Origin of the sequence: Pseudomonas sp. NPDC089408, assembly GCF_044749445.1 — a bacterium.
Lineage (GTDB): Bacteria > Pseudomonadota > Gammaproteobacteria > Pseudomonadales > Pseudomonadaceae > Aquipseudomonas.
Window position 1 is genome coordinate 521,210 of sequence record NZ_JBIVHY010000001.1, and the last position, 20,134, is coordinate 541,343.

19 protein-coding genes and 1 pseudogene are annotated in these 20,134 nt (G+C 63.6%); 11 read left to right on the forward strand and 9 right to left on the reverse strand.

Annotated features, from left to right (window positions below; translation table 11 throughout):
- Positions 1–2 precede the first annotated feature (2 nt).
- Positions 3–1,295: an NAD(P)/FAD-dependent oxidoreductase gene (locus tag ACIP02_RS02285; protein ID WP_400612819.1), complete on the forward strand. Its 1,293-nt coding sequence runs from the start codon at positions 3–5 to the stop codon at positions 1,293–1,295.
- Between the two features lie 155 nt (positions 1,296–1,450).
- On the opposite strand, the gene ACIP02_RS02290 is transcribed toward ACIP02_RS02285, so the two are convergent.
- Entirely contained in the window at positions 1,451–1,681 is a 231-nt protein-coding gene (locus ACIP02_RS02290; RefSeq protein WP_400612822.1) for a DUF1127 domain-containing protein, read from the reverse strand.
- Between the two features lie 177 nt (positions 1,682–1,858).
- Here ACIP02_RS02290 and ACIP02_RS02295 point away from each other — a divergent pair, with 177 nt between their 5' ends.
- Both ACIP02_RS02295 and ACIP02_RS02300 read left to right on the forward strand, forming a co-directional pair.
- The gene (locus ACIP02_RS02295) at positions 1,859–3,289 is read left to right on the forward strand and encodes a PLP-dependent aminotransferase family protein (RefSeq protein WP_400612824.1); all 1,431 of its coding nucleotides are present in this window, start codon (positions 1,859–1,861) and stop codon (positions 3,287–3,289) included.
- 61 nt (positions 3,290–3,350) lie between these two features.
- Positions 3,351–4,904: a phospholipase D family protein gene (locus tag ACIP02_RS02300; RefSeq protein ID WP_400612826.1), complete on the forward strand. Its 1,554-nt coding sequence runs from the start codon at positions 3,351–3,353 to the stop codon at positions 4,902–4,904.
- A gap of 121 nt (positions 4,905–5,025) precedes the next feature.
- On the opposite strand, the gene ACIP02_RS02305 is transcribed toward ACIP02_RS02300, so the two are convergent.
- Together ACIP02_RS02305 and ACIP02_RS02310 are read right to left on the reverse strand one after the other, a co-directional pair.
- A complete protein-coding gene (locus ACIP02_RS02305; protein ID WP_400612828.1) occupies positions 5,026–6,165 on the reverse strand; it encodes an MFS transporter in 1,140 nt (379 codons plus the stop codon).
- A gap of 131 nt (positions 6,166–6,296) precedes the next feature.
- Positions 6,297–7,790, reverse strand: coding sequence for an aldehyde dehydrogenase (locus ACIP02_RS02310; RefSeq protein ID WP_003253510.1), 1,494 nt, complete (start codon positions 7,788–7,790; stop codon positions 6,297–6,299).
- Positions 7,791–7,986: 196 nt separating this feature from the next.
- Between ACIP02_RS02310 and ACIP02_RS02315 the strand changes: the two genes are divergently transcribed.
- The gene (locus ACIP02_RS02315) at positions 7,987–8,346 is read left to right on the forward strand and encodes a cupin domain-containing protein (protein WP_400612830.1); all 360 of its coding nucleotides are present in this window, start codon (positions 7,987–7,989) and stop codon (positions 8,344–8,346) included.
- A gap of 108 nt (positions 8,347–8,454) precedes the next feature.
- On the opposite strand, the gene rpmG is transcribed toward ACIP02_RS02315, so the two are convergent.
- Positions 8,455–8,610, reverse strand: a complete 156-nt coding sequence (gene rpmG, locus ACIP02_RS02320; protein ID WP_003253507.1) for a 50S ribosomal protein L33 — start codon at positions 8,608–8,610, stop codon at positions 8,455–8,457.
- A gap of 11 nt (positions 8,611–8,621) precedes the next feature.
- Positions 8,622–8,858 carry a 50S ribosomal protein L28 gene (rpmB, locus tag ACIP02_RS02325; RefSeq protein WP_003253504.1) on the reverse strand — a complete coding sequence of 79 codons (237 nt, stop codon included), beginning with the start codon at positions 8,856–8,858 and terminating at the stop codon, positions 8,622–8,624.
- 361 nt (positions 8,859–9,219) lie between these two features.
- Between rpmB and ACIP02_RS02330 the strand changes: the two genes are divergently transcribed.
- Positions 9,220–10,827: an ABC transporter substrate-binding protein gene (locus tag ACIP02_RS02330; RefSeq protein ID WP_400612833.1), complete on the forward strand. Its 1,608-nt coding sequence runs from the start codon at positions 9,220–9,222 to the stop codon at positions 10,825–10,827.
- Between the two features lie 348 nt (positions 10,828–11,175).
- On the opposite strand, the gene radC is transcribed toward ACIP02_RS02330, so the two are convergent.
- Positions 11,176–11,856, reverse strand: coding sequence for a DNA repair protein RadC (gene radC, locus ACIP02_RS02335; protein ID WP_400612835.1), 681 nt, complete (start codon positions 11,854–11,856; stop codon positions 11,176–11,178).
- A 129-nt stretch (positions 11,857–11,985) separates the two neighbouring features.
- On the opposite strand from radC, the gene coaBC reads away from it, so the two are divergent.
- The 4 genes and pseudogenes from coaBC (at position 11,986) to argB (ending at position 16,107) form a co-directional block, all read left to right on the forward strand.
- Positions 11,986–13,197 (forward strand): bifunctional phosphopantothenoylcysteine decarboxylase/phosphopantothenate--cysteine ligase CoaBC, encoded by a 1,212-nt coding sequence (coaBC, locus tag ACIP02_RS02340; RefSeq protein WP_201199449.1) that lies wholly within the window; start codon positions 11,986–11,988, stop codon positions 13,195–13,197.
- Between the two features lie 5 nt (positions 13,198–13,202).
- On the forward strand, positions 13,203–13,658 hold the full coding sequence (gene dut, locus ACIP02_RS02345; RefSeq protein ID WP_016712700.1) for a dUTP diphosphatase: 456 nt from the start codon (positions 13,203–13,205) through the stop codon (positions 13,656–13,658).
- Positions 13,659–13,803: 145 nt separating this feature from the next.
- A pseudogene (locus tag ACIP02_RS02350) lies at positions 13,804–15,171 on the forward strand (phosphomannomutase/phosphoglucomutase); the annotation flags it as partial.
- Positions 15,172–15,201: 30 nt separating this feature from the next.
- Positions 15,202–16,107 carry an acetylglutamate kinase gene (argB, locus tag ACIP02_RS02355; RefSeq protein WP_004575216.1) on the forward strand — a complete coding sequence of 302 codons (906 nt, stop codon included), beginning with the start codon at positions 15,202–15,204 and terminating at the stop codon, positions 16,105–16,107.
- 196 nt (positions 16,108–16,303) lie between these two features.
- Here argB and pyrE read toward each other — a convergent pair whose 3' ends face one another.
- Positions 16,304–16,945, reverse strand: a complete 642-nt coding sequence (pyrE, locus tag ACIP02_RS02360) for an orotate phosphoribosyltransferase (protein WP_014861506.1) — start codon at positions 16,943–16,945, stop codon at positions 16,304–16,306.
- Between the two features lie 80 nt (positions 16,946–17,025).
- Here pyrE and ACIP02_RS02365 point away from each other — a divergent pair, with 80 nt between their 5' ends.
- On the forward strand, positions 17,026–17,805 hold the full coding sequence (locus tag ACIP02_RS02365) for an exodeoxyribonuclease III (protein ID WP_172229251.1): 780 nt from the start codon (positions 17,026–17,028) through the stop codon (positions 17,803–17,805).
- Positions 17,806–17,922: 117 nt separating this feature from the next.
- Here the strand turns inward: ACIP02_RS02365 and ACIP02_RS02370 are convergent, their stop codons facing one another.
- Positions 17,923–18,291, reverse strand: a complete 369-nt coding sequence (locus ACIP02_RS02370) for a DUF4870 domain-containing protein (RefSeq protein ID WP_201199455.1) — start codon at positions 18,289–18,291, stop codon at positions 17,923–17,925.
- 24 nt (positions 18,292–18,315) lie between these two features.
- The gene (gene rph, locus ACIP02_RS02375) at positions 18,316–19,038 is read right to left on the reverse strand and encodes a ribonuclease PH (protein WP_201199463.1); all 723 of its coding nucleotides are present in this window, start codon (positions 19,036–19,038) and stop codon (positions 18,316–18,318) included.
- A 228-nt stretch (positions 19,039–19,266) separates the two neighbouring features.
- Here rph and ACIP02_RS02380 point away from each other — a divergent pair, with 228 nt between their 5' ends.
- Entirely contained in the window at positions 19,267–20,130 is an 864-nt protein-coding gene (locus ACIP02_RS02380) for a YicC/YloC family endoribonuclease (protein WP_201199464.1), read from the forward strand.
- The last annotated feature ends 4 nt before the right edge of the window (positions 20,131–20,134 follow it).

Consider the following 20,134-nt stretch of genomic DNA (forward strand, 5'->3'; position numbering starts at 1 on the left):
CAATGATCCACAGCGCGCAGCACGCCGCCTCCTACTACGCCGCCAGCAGCGCGCCACACCCCGATCACTCTTTCCTGCAAGGTGAACACAGCGCCGACGTGTGCATCGTCGGCGGAGGCTACTCAGGCCTGAACACCGCCATCGAACTGGCCGAACGTGGCTTCTCGGTGATCCTGCTGGAAGCGCGCAAGCTCGGCTGGGGCGCCAGCGGGCGCAATGGCGGGCAATTGATTCGCGGGGTAGGCCATGGCCTGGAACAGTTCCTGCCGGTGATCGGCGAGGACGGCGTGCGCAGCCTGAAGCTGATGGGCCTGGAGGCCGTGCAGATCGTGCGCGAGCGGGTCGAAAAGCACGCCATCGCCTGCGACCTGACCTGGGGCTATTGCGACCTGGCCAATAAACCCGCCGAGCTGCTGGGCTTTGCCGAAGACGCCGAAGCACTGCGCAGCCTGGGCTACCAGCACGAGTTGCGCCTGGTCGGCAAGGACGATATCCACAGCGTGGTCGGCGCCGACTGCTATGTGGGCGGGCTGGTCGACATGGGCTCGGGGCACCTGCACCCGCTCAACCTGGCCTTGGGTGAAGCGGCCGTGGCCGCGCGCCTGGGCGTTAAGCTGTTCGAGCAGTCCGAGGTTTCCCGTATCGACTATGGCCCCGAGGTGCAGGTGCATACTGCCCAGGGCCGGGTACGCGCCAAGACCCTGGTACTGTGCTGCAACGCCTACCACAACAACCTCAACCGCGAACTGGGCGGCAAGGTGCTGCCAGCCGGCAGCTACATTATCGCCACTGAACCGCTGGGTGAGGCGCGCGCCCGCAGGTTGCTGCCGCAGAACATGGCGGTGTGCGACCAGCGCGTGGCACTGGACTACTACCGCCTGTCTGCCGACAACCGCCTGCTGTTCGGCGGTGCCTGCCATTACTCGGGTCGCGACCCGAAAGACATCGCCGCCTACATGCAGCCGAAGATGCTCAAGGTGTTCCCGGAGCTGGCCGATGTACGCATTGACTACCAGTGGGGCGGCATGATCGGCATAGGCGCCAACCGCCTGCCACAGGTTGGCCGCCTGGCTGACCAGCCGAATGTGTATTACGCCCAGGCCTATTCGGGCCACGGGCTCAACGCCACCCACCTGGCTGCGCGCTTGCTGGGCGAGGCCATCAGCGGCCAGGAGAGCGGGCGTTTCGACCTGTTCGCCAAGGTGCCGCACATCACCTTCCCTGGCGGCCAGCATTTGCGCTCGCCGCTGCTGGCGTTGGGGATGCTGTGGCACAGGCTCAAAGAGCTGGTCTGAAAGCAACGCGGTCAGTGTAGGAGCGGCCTTGCGTCGCGAAAGGGGTGCGAAGCGCCCCCAGGGTTTCAGCTTCGCCGCAGGAATCGCCGGGGCCGCTTTGCGGCCCTTTCGCGACACAAGGCCGCTCCTACATAGACCGCGCAGCACTTGCCTGATTAGTCTTTCCAGAAGGGCTTACTCCCCTCGATCCGCGCCTGCTCCCAGCTCAGCCCGACATCGCGCAGCTCATCGTCAGTCAACTGCAGCAGTGCCCTGCGGGTATGCCAGCGGTGCAGCATCAGCCCCCAACGCCCAAGCCCTTGCGGCGCGTTGAATACCTTGGCCTGCTGCCCGGCTTCCAGTTCCCTGGCCAACAGTTGCAAGCGCACATCGCTCATGCCACCCATCACCGCACCCTCCCGTTCCGTCGATATCGTAGGGAAAGCATGCGCGTCGGCAGCAGCGCCAATACAGATCCAATACAGCCTTATTATTCCCATACAGAATTGGCCGTAGCCCGACTGAATGCTGTATTTTCCCCCAAACTGTACCGGTCGCTGCACCAGGCAGCGCAGGAGTATGCCGTGACGCTCTACCTGAACCTCGCCGAACTGCTCGGCGCCCGCATTGAACAGGGCTTGTACCGCCCCGGTCAGCGCCTGCCGTCGGTACGCGCCCTGAGTGTGGAGCACGGGGTCAGCCTGAGCACCGTGCAGCAGGCCTACCGCATGCTCGAAGACAGCGGCATGGTCTCGCCACGTCCCAAGTCCGGTTACTTCGTCAGCGACCACCGCCAGCTGCCGGCGCTACCCGCCGTCAGTCGCCCGGCCCAGCGGCCGGTGGACATCTCGCAGTGGGAGCAGGTGCTGGAGCTGGTGCGCAGCACCCCACGCAAGGATGTGGTGCAGCTTGGCCGCGGCATGCCCGACATCGATAGCCCTACCCTCAAGCCGCTGCTACGTAGCCTCGCCCAGTTGAGCCGGCGCCAGGACATGCCTGGCCTGTACTACGACAACATCCACGGCAACCTGGCCCTGCGCGAGCAGGTGGCGCGGCTGATGCTCGATTCCGGCTGCCGCCTGGGCCCGGCCGATCTGGTGATCACCACTGGCTGCCACGAAGCGCTGTCATGCAGCATCCGCGCGGTCTGTGCGCCAGGCGACATTGTCGCGGTCGACTCGCCCAGCTTCCATGGCGCCATGCAAACCCTCAAGGGCCTGGGCATGAAAGCGCTGGAAATCCCCACCGACCCGGTCACCGGCATCAGCCTTGAGGCGCTGGAGCTGGCCCTGGAGCAGTGGCCGATCAAGCTCATCCAGATCACCCCCAGCTGCAACAACCCACTCGGCTACATCATGCCCGAGGCGCGCAAGAAGGCCCTGCTGAGCCTGGCCCAGCGCTACGACGTGGCGATTCTGGAAGACGATGTGTACGGCGACCTGGCCTACACCTACCCGCGCCCGCGCACCCTCAAGTCGTTCGACGACGACGGCCGCGTGCTGCTCTGCAGTTCGTTCTCCAAGACGCTGGCCCCCGGCCTGCGGGTAGGCTGGGTGGCGCCCGGGCGCTACCTGGAGCGGGTACTGCACATGAAGTACATCAGCACCGGCAGCACGGCCTGCCAGCCACAACTGGCCATCGCCGACTTCATCGCCGGCGGGCACTACCAGCCCCACGTGCGGCGCATGCGCAGCCAGTACCAGCGTGGCCGCGACCTGATGAGCGACTGGGTAACCCGCTACTTCCCGGCAGGCACCCGGGTCAGCCGGCCGCAAGGCGGCTTCATGCTCTGGGTAGAATTACCCGAACATTTCGACACGCTGCGGCTGAACCGCGCTTTACTGGAGCAAGGTGTACAGGTTGCCGTAGGCAGCATCTTCTCTGCCTCGGGCAAGTTCCGTCATTGCCTGCGCATGAACTTCGCCGCGCGGCCGACGCCGCAGATCGAAGCTGCCGTGCGCAAGGTCGGTGAAGCCGCCCTTCGTCTACTGGATGAAGAAAGCGCCGACGCGTAACTTTGCGCCGCCCGCCACGGTCCAACCCCCTATAGCCCTTGCTGCACAGGACGATCCACCCTTGAGACGCCAGCGAGCCTTGCCTCTGCTGCTGGTGCTGCTGCTCGCCCTTGCCGGCTGCGCCAGTGTCAGTACGCCCCGCGAAACCAGCCAGGCGCTGCCTGCCAACGACTCGGCCTTCGGCCGCTCGGTGCAGCGCCAAGCCGCGCCCTACGGCGGCCGTTCGGGCTTTCGCCTGCTGCCTAACAGCAACGAGGCCTTTCGCGCCCGTGCCGAGCTGATTCGCAACGCCCAGGCCAGCATCGACTTGCAGTACTACATCGTCCACGACGGCCTCAGCACCCGCGCCCTGGTGCACGAACTGCTGCGCGCCGCCGACCGTGGCGTACGCGTGCGCATCCTGCTCGACGACACCACCAGCGATGGCCTGGATACCATCATGGGCACCCTCGATGCCCACCCGAACATCCAGATTCGCGTGTTCAACCCGCTGCACCTGGGCCGCAGCACCGGGGTGACGCGCGCTGTCGGTCGGCTGTTCAACCTGTCGCGCCAGCACCGGCGCATGCACAACAAGCTGTTCCTGGTGGACAACAGCATGGCCATCGTCGGCGGGCGCAACCTCGGTGATGAGTATTTCGATGCCGAGCCCAACCTCAACTTCACCGACATCGATCTGCTGGGCGTCGGGCCGGTGGCCGAGCAACTCGGGCACAGCTTCGACCAGTACTGGAACAGCGCACTCAGCCGCCCAATCACCGATTTCCTCTGGAGTGACCCGGACGCCGACGACCTGCGCGCCAGCCGCCACCGCCTGGAGGTGTCGCTGGCTGAAGCCAGAACCCAGCGCAAGGCCCTGTATGACCGCCTGATGGCCTACCAGTCGCAGCCGCGCCTGGACGTGTGGCGCAACGAGCTGATCTGGGCACACGCCCAGGCGCTGTGGGATGCACCCAGCAAGGTACTGGCCGACGACGAGCCGGACCCGCAATTGCTGCTGAGCCAGCAACTGGCGCCAGACCTGGCCAACGTGCACAGCGAGCTGATGCTGACATCGGCGTACTTTGTGCCGGGTGAACCGGGGTTGCTGTACCTGACCGGCCGCGCCGACGCTGGCGTTTCGGTGAAGCTGCTGACCAACTCGCTGGAAGCCACCGATGTACCGGCAGTGCACGGCGGCTATGCGCCCTATCGCCGGGCCTTGCTTGAGCACGGGGTGCAACTGTACGAGCTGCGCCGCCAGCCCGGCGACCCCAGCGCGGGGCGCCTGAGTTTCCGTGGCAGTTCGGATTCCAGCCTGCACACCAAGGCGATCGTGTTCGACCGGCGCAAGACCTTTATCGGTTCGTTCAACTTCGACCCGCGTTCAGTGCTGTGGAACACCGAGGTCGGGGTGCTGGTGGACAGCCCGGAGCTGGCTGAATACACCCGCGAGCTGACCCAGCAAGGTATGGCGCCGGCGTTGAGCTACCAGGTGAAGCTGGTGGGCGACAGGCTGGTGTGGGCGACCGAGGACAATGGGCAGCGGCATATGCTGACGTCTGAACCGGGCGGGATGTGGCGGCGGTTCAATGCCTGGATCAGCAAGGCGGTTGGCTTGGAGAAGATGTTGTAGCGGCAATTTTGGGGCTGCTTTGCAGCCCATCGCGACGCAAGGCCGCTCCTACAGGGGATCGCGTAACTCCTGTAGGAGCGGCCTTGCGTCGCGATGGACCGCAAAGCGGTCCCAAAATGGGTCAGGCAGACACAGCCTCGAAAGCCCCGCGCCTCTGGGTCAACACCACCAACCCGGCAGCCCCGACCGCCATCAGCAACAACAACGCATGCCCACTGATCCACTGGCTCCCCGCCCCCGCCAACAATGGCCCAAGCAGGCAACCAATACCCCACAGTTGTGCCACATGAGCATTGGCCCGCACCAGCTCATCATCGCGGTAGCGTTCGCCGATCAACACCAGTGACAAGGTGAACAAGCCACCAGCACTGGCCCCGAACAGCACCCACAACGGCCACACGGCCGGGGTATGCAGCAGCAGCGGAATTGCCAGGCTGGACACCAGCAAGGTCACCGCACAACCGGTGAACAACACACGGCGCGACATATGGTCGGCCAGCGCACCAATGGGCAGCTGCAGCACCGCATCGCCGACCACCACGGTACTGACCATGAACAGGGCGATTTCGGTGGTAAAGCCTTGCTGCAGGCAATACACCGGCAGCAAGGTCAGGATCATCGCCTCGAACGAGGCAAACAGGGCAATGGCCCAGGCGATCACCGGCAGGCGCCGGCAGAAGGCGAACAGATCGCGGAAGGTGACGCTGCAGGCTTCGGTGCTCGGTGCCCCGCCACGCCCCATCAGCACCAACGGTGCGAGCAGCAGCAGGCCAGTCGCGGCCCAGAAGCCGAAGTCGTCATCGGAACCAAGAACGCCCAGCACCAGTGGCCCGGCCAACTGGCTCAGGGCGTAGCTGCTGCCATACAGTGCCACCAGGCGGCCGCGCCATTGTTCGACCACCAGTTGGTTGATCCAGCTTTCGCCGAGGATGAACACCACGGTCAGGGACATGCCGATCATCAGCCGCAGCAGCAGCCACAAAGGGTAACTGGGCAGCAGTGCGACCAGTCCGATCGACAGCGCCCCGCCCCACAGGCAGATGCGCATGGCCGAGGGCACGCCGACCCAACCGGCCAGGCGGCTGGCCAGGCTGGCACCGGCCAGAACGCCCAGCGCCGGCATCGCCGCCATTACGCCAATGGCAAAGCTGCCGTAGCCCCAGGCCTCCAGGCGCAGGGACACCAACGGCATGCTCACGCCGAGCGCCAGGCCGACACTGAGCACCGATGCCAGCACGGCGAAGTAGGTACCCCAACGCATCCTTGACCTCTTGAATTGTTGGGGGCTGCTTTGCAGCCCGATAGCGACACAAGGCCGCTCCTACAGGAAATCGCGAATCCCTGTAGGAGCGGCCTTGTGTCGCTATCGGGCCGCAAAGCGGCCCCCTGGGATTACAGCTTGATCCAGGTCGCTTTCAGCTCGGTGTACTTCTCCAGCGCATGCAGCGACTTGTCACGGCCGTTGCCCGACTGCTTGAAGCCACCGAACGGCGCGGTCATGTCGCCGCCGTCGTACTGGTTGACCCAGACGCTGCCGGCGCGCACGGCACGGGCGGTCTTGTGGGCCTTGGAAATGTCCGAAGTCCAGATACCCGCCGCCAGGCCATACGGCGTGTCGTTGGCAATGGCCACGGCCTCTTCGGCGGTGTCGAAGGCGATTACCGACAGCACTGGGCCGAAGATTTCTTCTTGGGCAATGCGCATGGCGTTGGTCACGCCGTCGAAAATGGTCGGCTCGACGTAGGTGCCGCCAGTCTCTTCCAGCGTGCGCTTGCCACCGGCCAGCAGCTTGGCGCCGTCCTTGTGGCCAGCTTCGATGTACGACAGCACGGTGTTCATCTGCTGGGTATCGACCAGGGCACCGACAGTGGTCTGTGGGTCCAGTGGGTTGCCTGGCTTCCAGCCTTTCAGGGCCTCGACCACCATAGGCAGGAACTTGTCCTTGATCGAGCGCTCGACCAGCAGGCGCGAGCCGGCGGTGCACACTTCGCCCTGGTTGAAGGCGATGGCACTGGCAGCCGCTTCAGCGGCAGCTTGCAGGTCCGGGGCGTCGGCGAAGACGATGTTCGGGCTCTTGCCACCGGCTTCCAGCCAGATGCGTTTCATGTTCGATTCGCCGGCGTAGACCATCAGCTGCTTGGCGATCTTGGTCGAACCGGTGAACACCAGGGTGTCGACATCCATGTGCAGGGCCAGGGCCTTGCCCACGGTATGGCCATAGCCTGGCAGCACGTTCAGCACGCCAGCCGGGATGCCGGCTTCGATCGCCAGTTGGGCGATGCGAATGGCGGTCAGCGGCGACTTTTCGGACGGTTTGAGCACTACCGAGTTACCGGTGGCCAGCGCCGGGCCGAGCTTCCAGCAGGCCATCAGCAGCGGGAAGTTCCACGGAACGATGGCACCGACCACACCCACCGGCTCACGGGTAACCAGGCCAAGCTGGTCGTGCGGGGTCGGGGCGACTTCGTCGTAGACCTTGTCGATGGCTTCGGCGGTCCAGTGAATGGCCTGGGCCGCGCCTGGGATGTCGATGCTGGAGGAGTCGCCAATCGGCTTGCCCATGTCCAGGGTTTCCAGCAGCGCCAACTCTTCGACATTCTTGCGCAGCAGATCGGCGAAACGGATCAGCTTGGCCTTGCGCTTGGCCGGGGCCAGCTGCGACCACACGCCGGAGTTGAAGGTGGCACGGGCGTTTTCCACAGCGCGGTTGGCATCGGCCAGGTCGCAACTGGCAACCTTGGCCAGGAAGCGTCCGTCGACCGGGCTCAGGCACTCGAAGGTTTCACCGGATGCGGCATCGGTGTATTCGCCGTTGATGAAGGCACGGCCTTCGATCTTCAGTTGCTGGGCACGTTGTTCCCAGTCCGCACGGGTCAGGGTGGTCATACGAAACTCCTCCTCTTGTTTAGGTGCAACGCCGCACTGAGGACTCACAGGCGTTGTCAGAATTCTGGCCGGGCGACGAGCGCACACTGGCAAGCGATACCCTAAACCAGCCGGTGTAAACTATCAATATATTTGACACGGAAGGCTCAAAAGCCTACTGATGTTCATTTTATTAAACAACAACAGGAGCCGCACCATGCGCATCGACAGCATCATCGACTTCGCCCAGGTCATCACCGAGGCCGAACGCTACCGCCCTGCGGCGGAAAAAATCCTCAAGGGCGAGCCCGACCAGGCGGTCTACAACCACTATTCCAGCCCATGCGGGCAATTTGCTGCTGGCGTGTGGGAAGGTGAGGTGGGCCAATGGAAGGTGAACTACACCGAGCACGAATACTGCGAGATCGTCCAGGGCGTTTCGGTGCTGCGCGACCAGGACGGCGGGGCGAAAACCTTGCGGGCCGGCGATCGGTTTGTCATCCCGGCCGGGTTCAAGGGCACCTGGGAGGTGCTGGAGCCATGCCGCAAGATTTATGTGATGTTCGAGCAGAAATAAGCGGCGGCAGTGCCGGCCTCTTCGCGGGCTTGCCCGCGAAGAGGCCCGAGCAGGCATAAAAAAACCCGCGTCCTTTCGGATGCGGGTTTTTTTCAGGTCGCCGATCAATTACTTGATCTTGGCTTCCTTGTACACCACGTGCTTGCGAACAACCGGATCATATTTCTTGATCTCGATTTTGTCCGGGGTGGTGCGCTTGTTCTTGTCGGTGGTGTAGAAGTGGCCGGTACCGGCACTCGAAACCAGACGGATCAATTCACGCATGATGCTCTCCCTTAAACCTTGGCGCCAGCTTTACGGATGTCAACCAGAACGGCGTCGATGCCGCGCTTGTCGATGATACGCATGCCTTTGGCGGAAACGCGCAGACGCACGAAACGCTTCTCGGATTCAACCCAGAAACGGTGGTGCTGCAGGTTCGGCAGGAAACGACGACGGGTTTTGTTGTTTGCGTGGGAAATGTTGTTCCCGGTTACTGGACCCTTACCAGTAACTTGACAGACTCTCGACATGACTCAGCCCTCTAAAACCACATGCCCAACCCGGCATGGGTTGGCCGCTTAATCTCTCAGTCTTTGGCGCCTGGGCGCCGTGATTCTGGAGGTCTTATCGACCGGATCCGCTGATGCGACAGGCCGAGCCCCTAGAAAAGAGCGCTGCTTTATACCAGAAAGACTTGGCTGCAACAACAGTAGATACACATTGCCGCACGCCAGAACGCGCCGGGGCAGCATAGCGGCAGGCCCCGCCAGCCGTCGACCGCTCGTCGCCAGTTTTGTAAAAAAGGGTGTGGTCATTTACGGGCAGGCACACTAGGGTAGGCCTTTTCCAGACTGCACTGGCAGATGGGCCACTGACAGCCAAGGAGCCACCATGCGTGCCGCCGCCCTTTCCTTACTCCTCAACTCTTTGTTCGCCGCAGGCACCGTGTTCGCTGCCAGCACTGCCCAGGCCGCACCGCTGAGCGTTTGCAGCGAGGCCAGCCCCGAAGGCTTCGACGTGGTGCAGTACAACTCGCTGACCACCACCAACGCCACCGCCGACGTGCTGATGAACCGCCTGGTGGAGTTCGACGCGGCGCAGGGCAAGGTGGTACCGAGCCTGGCGGCCAGCTGGACGGTATCGGCCGACGGCCTGGTGTACGACTTCACCTTGCGCGATGGCGTGAAGTTCCACAGCACCCCGTATTTCAAGCCTGGCCGGGAACTGAATGCCGACGACGTGCTGTTCAGCTTCCAGCGCATGCTCTACCCGGCACATGCCTGGCACAAGACCGCACCCGGCGGCTACCCGCACGCGCAGTCGCTGCAACTGGGCAGCTTGATCAAGGCCATCGAGGCGCCGGCGCCGAACACCGTGCGCTTTACCCTCAGCCACCCGGACGCCACCTTCCTGGCCACCCTGAGCATGGGCTTCGCTTCGATCTACTCCGCCGAATATGCCGACAAGCTGCTCAAGGCCGGCACCCCGGAGAAGCTCAACAGCCAGCCGGTTGGCACTGGCCCGTTCGTGTTCCAGCGGTTCCAGAAAGACGCCGTGGTGCGCTACCGCGCCAACCCGGACTATTTCGCCGGCAAACCAGCGGTCGACCCGCTGATCTTCGCCATCACCACCGACGCCAACGTGCGCCTGCAGAAACTCAAGCGTGGCGAGTGCCAGGTGGCCCTGTCGCCCAAGCCGCTGGATATTGCCGAGGCGGGCAAGGACGGCAACCTCAAGGTGGCCAGCACCCCGGCATTCATGACGGCCTTTGTCGCCATCAACAGCCAGCACCCGCCGCTGGACAAGCCGGAAGTGCGCCAGGCGATCAACCTGGCCTTCGACAAGCAGGCCTACCTCAGGGCTGTGTTCGAGGATTCGGCGGTGGCCGCCAACGGCCCCTACCCGCCAAACACCTGGAGTTACGCCAAGGACCTGCCCGGCTACCCGCTGGACCTGAAGAAAGCCAAGGCCCTGTTGACCAAGGCCGGCCTGGCCGAGGGTTTCAGCACCACGATCTGGACCCGCCCTTCGGGCAGCCTGCTCAACCCCAACCCCAGCCTTGGCGCGCAGATGCTGCAGGCTGACCTGGCCAAGATTGGCGTAAAAGCGGAAATCCGCGTAATCGAATGGGGCGAGCTGATCCGCCGCGCCAAGGCTGGCGAGCATGACCTGCTGTTCATGGGCTGGGCCGGTGACAACGGCGACCCGGACAACTTCCTCAGCCCGCAGTTTTCCTGTGCGGCAGTGGAGTCGGGGACCAACTTCGCGCGCTTCTGCGACAACCGCCTGGACCAACTGATCAGCGCCGGGCGTACTACCAACGACCAGAGCGTGCGCAGCCGGCTGTACCAGCAGGCCCAGACGCTGATCCAGCAGCAGGCACTGTGGGTGCCGCTGGCACACCCGACAGCGGCGACCTTGCTGCGCCAGGAGGTCGAGGGGTACCAGGTAAGTCCGTTTGGGCGGCTGGATTTCAGTAAGGTTTCGGTGACCAAGTAAGGTCTGGAGGGGCCTGTCTTCAGGGCTGTGTTGCCTGTGAGATCGAGCGCCGCCCGCGCGGCGCTTCGCGGGGCAAGCCCGCTCCCACATCTGTTTCGGGCCAATGATTCCTGTGCCTTAGGCGCGCGCACCCTGGGTGTATGGCTGGAGAGAGATTAAGAACAGCGGTGCAGCCGATATTGAAGGGGACAAACAAGGCGAACAGCGGTGACCTCACAGGACTGATTGGCCCGAAACAGATGTGGGAGCGGGCTTGCCCCGCGAAGCGCCGCGCGGGCGGCGCTCGATCTCACAGGCGCCATACCTCTCAAGACAGGCACCTGGCAGCCCTGACCCCATTGACCTGCCTCAGGCCACAATCCACCCCTGCTCAACCATCGATAACGGCTCTCCGTCACCAACGATGATGTGATCCAGCACCCGCACATCGATCAACGCCAAACCCCGCTTCAACGACAAGGTCAGATGCACATCGTCCTGGCTCGGCTCACTGTTGCCCGAAGGATGGTTGTGGCACAGGATCAACGCCGCCGCGTTATGCAGCAGTGCCCGCCGTACGACCTCCCGCGGGTAGACGTTGGCCCGGTCGATCGTGCCCCTGAACAGGATCTCGAATGCCAACGGCCGGTGCTTGGTGTCGAGAAACAGGCAGCCGAACACCTCACTGGGCTCATGACGCAACATGGCCTTGAGATAACGCCGGACCGCCACAGGCCCTTCAAGGGGCGCTGCGCGCTCGATGCTCTCATCCAGGTAGCGCCGGCCAATTTCCAGTAGCGCTTGCAACTGCGCGTATTTCACAGCCCCTATGCCCGGCTCACGCAACACGGCCTCGCGGTCAGCCTCAAGAAACTGCCTCAGCCCACCAAAACGCACCAGCAGCCCCCGCGCAAGGTCCAGCACATTACGCCCGGCGACCCCCGAGCCCAACAACACGGCCAGCAACTCGGCATCCGACAGCACCGCCGCCCCACGCTGCAACAACTTCTCCCTCGGCCGCTCTTCCGCCGGCCACTCCCTGATATTCATCCCCGCCCCTCTGCCCTTGCTGCGGCCCATTTCGGCCCTGTGTTAATCTATTTCGCCTCGTACATGCGACGTTCTGCCGCAGGCATTTTCAAACGTCGCCGCCCGCTCTCACTGGAAAAAGGCAAGCCTATGCAGCGGCTGTATCGCAAGCGCATCGTTCTCGGCGTGGGTGGCGGCATTGCCGCCTACAAAAGCGCCGAGCTGATTCGCCGACTCCTGGAGCACGGCGCGCAGGTGCGCGTCGTCATGACCCGTGGTGGTGCCGAGTTCATCACCCCGCTGACCCTGCAGGCGCTGTCGGGCCACCCGGTGCACATGGACCTGCTCGACCCGGCCGCCGAAGCGGCCATGGGCCACATCGAACTGGCCAAGTGGGCCGACCTGGTGCTGATCGCCCCGGCCACCGCAGACCTGATGGCGCGCATGGCCCAGGGCATGGCCGATGACCTGCTGACCACCTTGGTGCTGGCCACCGACGCCACCGTGGCCGTGGCCCCGGCGATGAACCAGGCCATGTGGCGCGACCCGGCCACCCAGGCAAACCTTGAACTGCTCAAGAGCCGTGGCATCCAGGTGTTCGGCCCGGCCTCCGGCAGCCAGGCCTGCGGCGACGTCGGCCTGGGGCGCATGCTCGAAGCCACCGACCTGGCCTGGTGCGCGGCAGAAAGCTTCAAGCGCCAGGCGCTGACCGGCAAACACGTGCTGATCACTGCCGGGCCGACCCAGGAAAACATCGACCCGGTGCGGTACATCACCAATCATAGCTCCGGCAAGATGGGCTTCGCCCTGGCCGAGGCGGCCGCCGAAGCCGGGGCTCGGGTAACCCTCGTCACCGGCCCGGTGCACCTGCCTACCCCCGACCGGGTCAGCCGTATCGACGTGGTCAGCGCGCGGGATATGCTCGCGGCCTGCGAAGCGGCCATGCCATGCGACCTGTTCATCGCCTCGGCAGCGGTTGCGGACTACCGCCCGGAAGTGGTTGCCGCACAAAAACTGAAGAAGGATCCTACGACCGGCGACGGCATGCTGCTGCAGATGGTGCGCAATCCCGATATCCTTGCCACCCTTGCTGGCCGCGCCGACCGCCCGTTCAGCGTCGGCTTTGCCGCCGAGACCGAACACTTGCTCGATTACGCCACGCGCAAGCTCAAGGACAAGAACCTCGACCTGATCGTCGCCAATGATGTGGCCAACCCCAGCATCGGCTTCAACAGCGAAGAAAACGCCTTGACCGTGATCGACCGCCAGCAGCACCAGACTCTCTTCGCGCAGACCAGCAAGGGCAAGATCGCCCGGCAACTGGTCGCCTTCATCGCCGAACGGCTCAATCAGGTTCAATAAGTTCCATGCACGCTCTTCAAGCCAAGATCCTCGACCCACGCCTGGGCAGCGAATTCCCGCTGCCAACCTACGCCACCCCTGGTTCCGCCGGCCTCGACCTGCGCGCCCTGCTCAAGGAAGACACTGTCCTTGAGCCTGGCCAGACCCTGCTGATCCCTACCGGCCTGTCGATCTACATCGGCGACCCGGGCCTGGCTGCAGTGATCCTGCCGCGCTCGGGCCTGGGCCATAAGCACGGCATCGTGCTGGGCAACCTGGTCGGGCTGATCGACTCGGACTACCAGGGCGAGCTGATGGTCTCGTGCTGGAACCGCGGCAACACCCCGTTCACCATTGCTGTTGGCGAGCGCATCGCCCAGCTGGTGCTGGTCCCGGTGGTACAGGCCCACTTCGATATCGTCGAAGCATTTGATGAAAGCCAGCGTGGCGCTGGCGGCTTCGGTCACTCCGGCAGCCACTGAGCCGACAGAACGACCGTTCAGGCCAAGGATGGCGAACTCTCTGGCGAAACCACCGTCCAAGCGTTCAGTTTGCGCCTGCCCAGAAAGCCTTTGACTAATGGAGCTTCCAGAGATGAACGACATGGCCCACCTGGTCCCCGCCGAATTGCCAGACAGCATTTTCCGCGCGTATGACATCCGTGGCGTGGTCGGCAAGACCCTGCACGCCGAAACCGCCTACTGGATCGGCCGCGCCATCGGCGCGCAAAGCCTGGCCCAGGGCGAGCCGCAGGTTTCGGTAGGCCGTGACGGCCGCCTGTCGGGCCCGATGCTGGTGGAACAGCTGATCAAGGGCCTGGTCGATGCCGGTTGCCAGGTCAGCGACGTCGGCCTGGTGCCCACCCCGGCGCTGTACTACGCCGCCAACGTGCTGGCCGGTAAATCGGGTGTGATGCTGACCGGCAGCCACAACCCGTCGGACTACAACGGCTTCAAGATCGTGATTGCGGGCGACACCTTGGCCAATGAACAGATCCAGGCCCTGCTGACCCGCCTGAAAACCAATGACCTGACCCTGGCCGAAGGCCGCGTGGAAAAGGTCGAGATCCTTGACCGCTACTTCCAGCAGATCGTCGGTGACGTGAAGCTGGCGAAAAAGCTCAAGGTGGTGGTGGACTGCGGCAACGGCGCTGCTGGGGTGATTGCGCCACAGCTGATCGAGGCGCTGGGCTGTGAAGTGGTCCCGCTGTTCTGCGAGGTTGACGGCAACTTCCCCAACCACCACCCAGACCCGGGCAAGCCGGAAAACCTCGAAGACCTGATCGCCAAGGTCAAGGAAACCGGTGCAGATATCGGCCTGGCCTTCGACGGTGACGGCGACCGCGTCGGCGTGGTGACCAACACCGGCAGCATCGTCTACCCCGACCGCCTGCTGATGCTGTTTGCCCAGGACGTGCTGGCGCGCAACCCGGGCGCCGAGATCATCTTCGACGTCAAATGCACCCGCCGCCTGACCCCGCTGATCGAACAGCACGGCGGCCGCGCACTGATGTGGAAAACCGGCCACTCGCTGATCAAGAAGAAGATGAAACAGACCGGTTCGCTGCTGGCCGGCGAGATGAGCGGTCACATCTTCATCAAGGAACGCTGGTACGGTTTTGACGACGGTATCTACAGCGCTGCACGCCTGCTGGAGATCCTCAGCAAGGCCGGGCAGAGCGCCGAAAACCTGTTTGCGGCCTTCCCGAACGATATTTCCACGCCGGAAATCAATATTGATGTGACCGACGAGGGTAAATTCAGCATCATTGATGCACTGCAACGCGACGCCGACTGGGGCGAAGCCAACCTGACCACCATCGACGGTGTGCGGGTCGACTACGCCAACGGCTGGGGCCTGGTTCGCGCCTCCAACACCACCCCGGTGCTGGTGCTGCGCTTCGAGGCCGACAGCGACGCCGAGTTGCAACGTATCAAGGATGTTTTCCGTACCCAGTTGCTGCGGGTTGAGCCTGAGCTGCAACTGCCGTTCTGACCGACTATCTGTTCCTTACAGGAGCCCTGCATGACCCTCGATCGCGATGCCGCTTCCCATGTAGCCGAGGTTTTGTCCGAAGCACTGCCTTACATTCGCCGCTTTGTCGGCAAGACCCTGGTGATCAAGTACGGCGGCAACGCGATGGAGAGCGAGGAGCTCAAGACCGGCTTCGCCCGTGACATCGTGCTGATGAAGGCTGTGGGCATCAACCCGGTGGTGGTCCACGGCGGTGGCCCGCAGATCGGCGACCTGCTCAAGCGCCTGTCGATCGAAAGCCACTTCATCGACGGCATGCGCGTCACCGACTCGGCGACCATGGACGTGGTAGAGATGGTGCTGGGTGGCCAGGTCAACAAGGACATCGTCAACCTGATCAACCGCCACGGCGGCAGCGCCATCGGCCTGACCGGCAAGGACGCGGAGCTGATCCGCGCCCGCAAGCTGACCGTCAGCCGCCAAACGCCCGAGATGACTACCCCGGAAATCATCGACATCGGCCACGTTGGCGAAGTGGTGAGCGTGAACACTGACCTGTTGAACATGCTGGTGAAGGGCGACTTCATCCCGGTCATCGCGCCAATCGGCGTGGGTGCCAACGGTGAGTCGTACAACATCAACGCCGACCTGGTGGCCGGTAAGGTGGCCGAGGCGCTGAAGGCTGAGAAGCTGATGCTGCTGACCAACATCGCCGGCCTGATGGACAAGCAGGGCCAGGTCCTGACCGGCCTGACCACCGAGCAGGTCAACGAACTGATCGCCGACGGCACCATCTACGGCGGCATGCTGCCGAAGATCAAGTGCGCGCTGGATGCGGTGCAGGGCGGCGTGAACAGCTCGCACATCATCGACGGCCGCGTGCCGAATGCGGTGCTGCTGGAGATCTTCACCGACAGCGGCGTGGGTACCCTGATTACCAACCGCAAGCCACGCTGAGTGATTGGTTAGCCTGTTCGGGCTTATTCGCGGCGGTTCGACGCCTCGATAAACCCGCTCCTACAAGGCAATCGCAGCCTTCGAGCCTGGCGCTGCCCCATGTAGGAGCGGGTTCACCCGCGAAGAGGCCCGAACAGGCGACACAAAAAAAGGCGACCTTCACAAGAAGGTCGCCTTTTTCAGTTCCAGGCCAGGATCAGATCCCGTACTGCGCCCGGTAAGCCTCGACAGCCGGCAAGTGCTGCTTCAGCTGTGGGTCATCGGCCAGGAACTCCAGCACTTGGGTCAGCGAAACGATGCTGACCACCGGGATGCCGAAGTCGCGCTCCACCTCCTGGATCGCCGACAACTCGCCATTGCCACGCTCTTCGCGGTTCAGCGCGATCAGCACGCCGGCGGCCTTGGCCTGCTGGGCGTTGATGATTTGCATGACCTCACGAATGGCGGTACCGGCAGTGATCACGTCGTCGATGATCAACACCTCACCGGCCAGCGGTGCGCCAACCAGGCTGCCGCCTTCGCCGTGGTCCTTGGCTTCCTTGCGGTTGAAGCACCATGGCACGTCGAGCTGATGCTGGTCTGCCAGCGCCACGGCGGTAGTCGCCGCCAGCGGGATACCCTTGTAGGCCGGGCCGAACAGCACATCGAACGGGATCTTGCTGTCGACGATGGCGGCGGCGTAGCAACGGCCCAGTTCGGCCAGGGCGGAACCGGTGTTGAACAGGCCGGCATTGAAGAAATACGGGCTGGTACGCCCCGATTTCAGGGTGAATTCACCGAAACGCAGTACCCCGCGATCGATGGCAAAACGGATAAAGTCGCGCTGATACGGCTGCATGAATAGTCCCGGACACCACGGATTTAGCTAAATGGGTTGAGCTCGGGTATCATACACGCACGAGATTTATGGGGCCATTTATGCGGATCATCAGTGTGAACGTAAATGGCATTCAGGCTGCGGCCGAGCGTGGTTTGCTCAGCTGGCTGCAAGCCCAGAATGCCGACGTCATCTGCCTTCAGGATACCCGCGCCTCGGCCTTTGAACTCGATGACCCAGCTTTCCAGCTCGATGGCTATTTCCTTTATGCCTGCGACGCGGAGGTGCCTGCCCAAGGTGGTGTGGCCCTCTATTCGCGCATGCAGCCCAAGGCAGTCATCACCGGCCTGGGCTTCGAGACAGCCGACCGTTACGGGCGTTACCTGCAAGCAGATTTCGACAAAGTCAGTATTGCCACCCTGCTGTTGCCTTCGGGCATGAACGGGGATGAAGACTTGAACCAGAAGTTCAAGTTGATGGACGACTTTGCCAAGTACCTGGACAAGCAACGCCGCAAGCGTCGCGAATACATCTACTGCGGCTCGTTCTACGTGGCGCAACAGAAGCTCGACATCAAAAACTGGCGTGACAGCCAGCAGTCGCCGGGCTTCCTGGCGCCCGAGCGGGCCTGGATGGATGCGATCACGGGCGAGATGGGTTATGTCGATGCCCTGCGCGAAGTCAGCCGTGAAGGTGACCAGTACAGCTGGTGGCCGGACAACGAACAGGCCGAGATGCTCAACCTGGGCTACCGGTTCGACTACCAGATCCTCACCCCGGGCCTGCGCCGCTTCGTGCGCAACGCCCGCCTGCCGCGTCAGCCGCGCTTCTCGCAGCATGCGCCGCTGATTGTGGACTATGACTGGACGTTGACCATCTAACATGGCATGGGGCCGCTTTGCGGCCCTGTCGCGACACAAGGCCGCTCCTACAAGGGTTATGCATTCCCCTGTAGGAGCGGCCTTGTGTCGCGATAGGGCTGCAAAGCAGCCCCAGCTTTATTTGATCGGCCGCCAGATCATCGGGTAGCGATAAGGCTTGCCCTCATTCGCCCGCACCGCGGCAATGATGATCAGGATCAGCACTGCCACCGTCAGCATGGCGAACAGCACCAGCCCGATAAACACGAACATCAGCAAGAAGCAGATGAACCCGGCAATGGTCACGCTGATCTGAAAGTTCAGCGCCTCTTTGCCCTGGGCGTCGATGAAAGGGTCTTGTTCGCGCTTGAGGTGCCACAGCACCAGCGGGCCCAGCAGGTGCCCGAGCGGCACCACCAGGCCCAGCAGCGCGGAGAGGTGGCAGAACATCGCCCATTGCCGGATTTCGGCATTGGGCGGGGTAATCGACAGGTTCGAATCGCTCATGCCCCCGCACCTCCCTGGCTGGTTTCAGTCGGCCAGCGCGGCCTGCTGCAGTTCGAAGATTTCAGTCATGCCTTTCTGCGCCAGGGCGAGCATGGCGTTGAGTTCTTCAGGCTGGAACGGCGCGCCTTCGGCGGTGCCCTGTACCTCGATGAAGCCACCGGCACTGGTCACGACCACGTTCAGGTCGGTCTCGGCTGCGGAGTCTTCGAGATAGTCCAGGTCGAGCACGGCTTCGCCCTGGTACATGCCGACCGAAACAGCACCGATCATGTGCTTGAGCGGGTTGCCGCCCTTCAGGCCGCCGCGCTTCTTGATCACCGCCAGGGCGTCGCACAGGGCGACCATGGCACCGGTGATGGACGCGGTGCGGGTGCCGCCATCGGCCTGGATCACGTCGCAGTCGACGTACAGGGTGATGTCACCGAGCTTGCTCATGTCCAGCGCGGCGCGCAGCGAACGGCCGATAAGGCGCTGGATTTCCAGGGTGCGACCACCCTGCTTGCCGCGGCTGGCTTCGCGCTGGTTACGCTCGCCGGTGGAACGCGGCAGCATACCGTATTCGGCGGTCAGCCAGCCTTGGCCCTGGCCTTTGAGGAAGCGCGGTACACCGTTTTCCACGCTGACCGTGCAGATGACCTTGGTGTCACCGAACTCGACCAGTACCGACCCTTCGGCGTGCTTGGTGTAGTTGCGGGTGATGCGGATCGAGCGGAGCTGATCGGCGGCGCGACCACTTGGACGTTTCATCTGGGATACCTGTACTGGGACTTTGAATCTGCCGTGCATTATAGAGCCCGCAGCCCGGCGAGGACATGCCTATTGTCGCGCGCGGGGCTGCCCGTCGCCTTTTCCTACCGCTGCAGGCACCCCTCGGTAACATAGGCGGATTGGGCGCCACGGCCCCACTGCGCTACAATCCTGCGCCTTGCAGCCAAGTGGCTGCCACCGTTCATTCATCTACGCGAGGTACTCCCCATGGTGCACAGCATGACCGCTTTTGCTCGTGTCGAGCGCGCCGGCAGCCAGGGCACCCTGGTCTGGGAGCTGCGTTCGGTCAACCATCGCTACCTGGAGCCGCACCTGCGCCTGCCCGAGGCCCTGCGCGACCTTGAAGGCGGCGTGCGTGAAGGCCTGCGCCAGGGGCTGTCGCGGGGCAAGGTGGAATGCACCTTGCGCCTCAACGAAGACAGCAACGGCAAGCCGCTGAAGGTAGACCGCGAGCGCGCCGCGCAGCTGGTGGCCGCCGCCGAGGAAGTGGCCGGTCTGATCAAGCAGCCGGCGCCACTGAACCCGCTGGAGGTGCTGTCGTGGCCGGGCGTGCTGGTGGCCGACACCAGCGACCCGCAGGCGCTGAACGCCGAAGCCATGGCGCTGTTCGACGAAGCCTTGGCTGAACTCAAGGCCGGGCGCCTGCGCGAAGGCCAGGAGCTGGCCCGGTTGATCAACGAGCGCCTGGACAACATGGCCGGCGAAGTCACCACCCTGCGCGCGCTGGTGCCGCAGATGCTGGCGGCACAGCGGCAGAAGATTCTCGACCGTTTCGGCGACATGCAAGCGGAACTAGACCCGCAGCGCCTGGAGCAGGAAATGGTGCTATTGGCCCAGAAAAGCGACGTGGCCGAGGAACTCGACCGCCTCAGCACCCATGTCACCGAAGTGCGCCGGGTGCTCAAGGGTGGTGGCGCCGCCGGCCGGCGCCTGGACTTCCTGATGCAGGAACTCAACCGCGAGGCCAACACCCTGGGCTCCAAGGCCTTCGACCCACGCAGCACGCAAGCGGCGGTCAACCTGAAGGTATTGATCGAACAGATGCGTGAACAAGTACAGAACATCGAGTAAGGCC

Bases quoted from the DNA above. Each gene is read 5' to 3' on its own strand.
- ACIP02_RS02330 (WP_400612833.1), top strand. From the start codon at position 9,220: ATGCGTGCCGCCGCCCTTTCCTTACTCCTCAACTCTTTGTTCGCCGCA.
- rpmG (WP_003253507.1), bottom strand. From the start codon at position 8,610: ATGCGTGAATTGATCCGTCTGGTTTCGAGTGCCGGTACCGGCCACTTC.
- ACIP02_RS02310 (WP_003253510.1), bottom strand. From the start codon at position 7,790: ATGACCACCCTGACCCGTGCGGACTGGGAACAACGTGCCCAGCAACTG.
- rph (WP_201199463.1), bottom strand. From the start codon at position 19,038: ATGAAACGTCCAAGTGGTCGCGCCGCCGATCAGCTCCGCTCGATCCGC.
- pyrE (WP_014861506.1), bottom strand. From the start codon at position 16,945: ATGCAGCCGTATCAGCGCGACTTTATCCGTTTTGCCATCGATCGCGGG.
- dut (WP_016712700.1), top strand. From the start codon at position 13,203: ATGCACGCTCTTCAAGCCAAGATCCTCGACCCACGCCTGGGCAGCGAA.
- ACIP02_RS02315 (WP_400612830.1), top strand. From the start codon at position 7,987: ATGCGCATCGACAGCATCATCGACTTCGCCCAGGTCATCACCGAGGCC.
- ACIP02_RS02290 (WP_400612822.1), bottom strand. From the start codon at position 1,681: ATGGGTGGCATGAGCGATGTGCGCTTGCAACTGTTGGCCAGGGAACTG.
- argB (WP_004575216.1), top strand. From the start codon at position 15,202: ATGACCCTCGATCGCGATGCCGCTTCCCATGTAGCCGAGGTTTTGTCC.
- rpmB (WP_003253504.1), bottom strand. From the start codon at position 8,858: ATGTCGAGAGTCTGTCAAGTTACTGGTAAGGGTCCAGTAACCGGGAAC.
- ACIP02_RS02370 (WP_201199455.1), bottom strand. From the start codon at position 18,291: ATGAGCGATTCGAACCTGTCGATTACCCCGCCCAATGCCGAAATCCGG.
- ACIP02_RS02365 (WP_172229251.1), top strand. From the start codon at position 17,026: ATGCGGATCATCAGTGTGAACGTAAATGGCATTCAGGCTGCGGCCGAG.
- ACIP02_RS02285 (WP_400612819.1), top strand. From the start codon at position 3: ATGATCCACAGCGCGCAGCACGCCGCCTCCTACTACGCCGCCAGCAGC.
- ACIP02_RS02305 (WP_400612828.1), bottom strand. From the start codon at position 6,165: ATGCGTTGGGGTACCTACTTCGCCGTGCTGGCATCGGTGCTCAGTGTC.
- radC (WP_400612835.1), bottom strand. From the start codon at position 11,856: ATGAATATCAGGGAGTGGCCGGCGGAAGAGCGGCCGAGGGAGAAGTTG.
- ACIP02_RS02380 (WP_201199464.1), top strand. From the start codon at position 19,267: ATGGTGCACAGCATGACCGCTTTTGCTCGTGTCGAGCGCGCCGGCAGC.
- coaBC (WP_201199449.1), top strand. From the start codon at position 11,986: ATGCAGCGGCTGTATCGCAAGCGCATCGTTCTCGGCGTGGGTGGCGGC.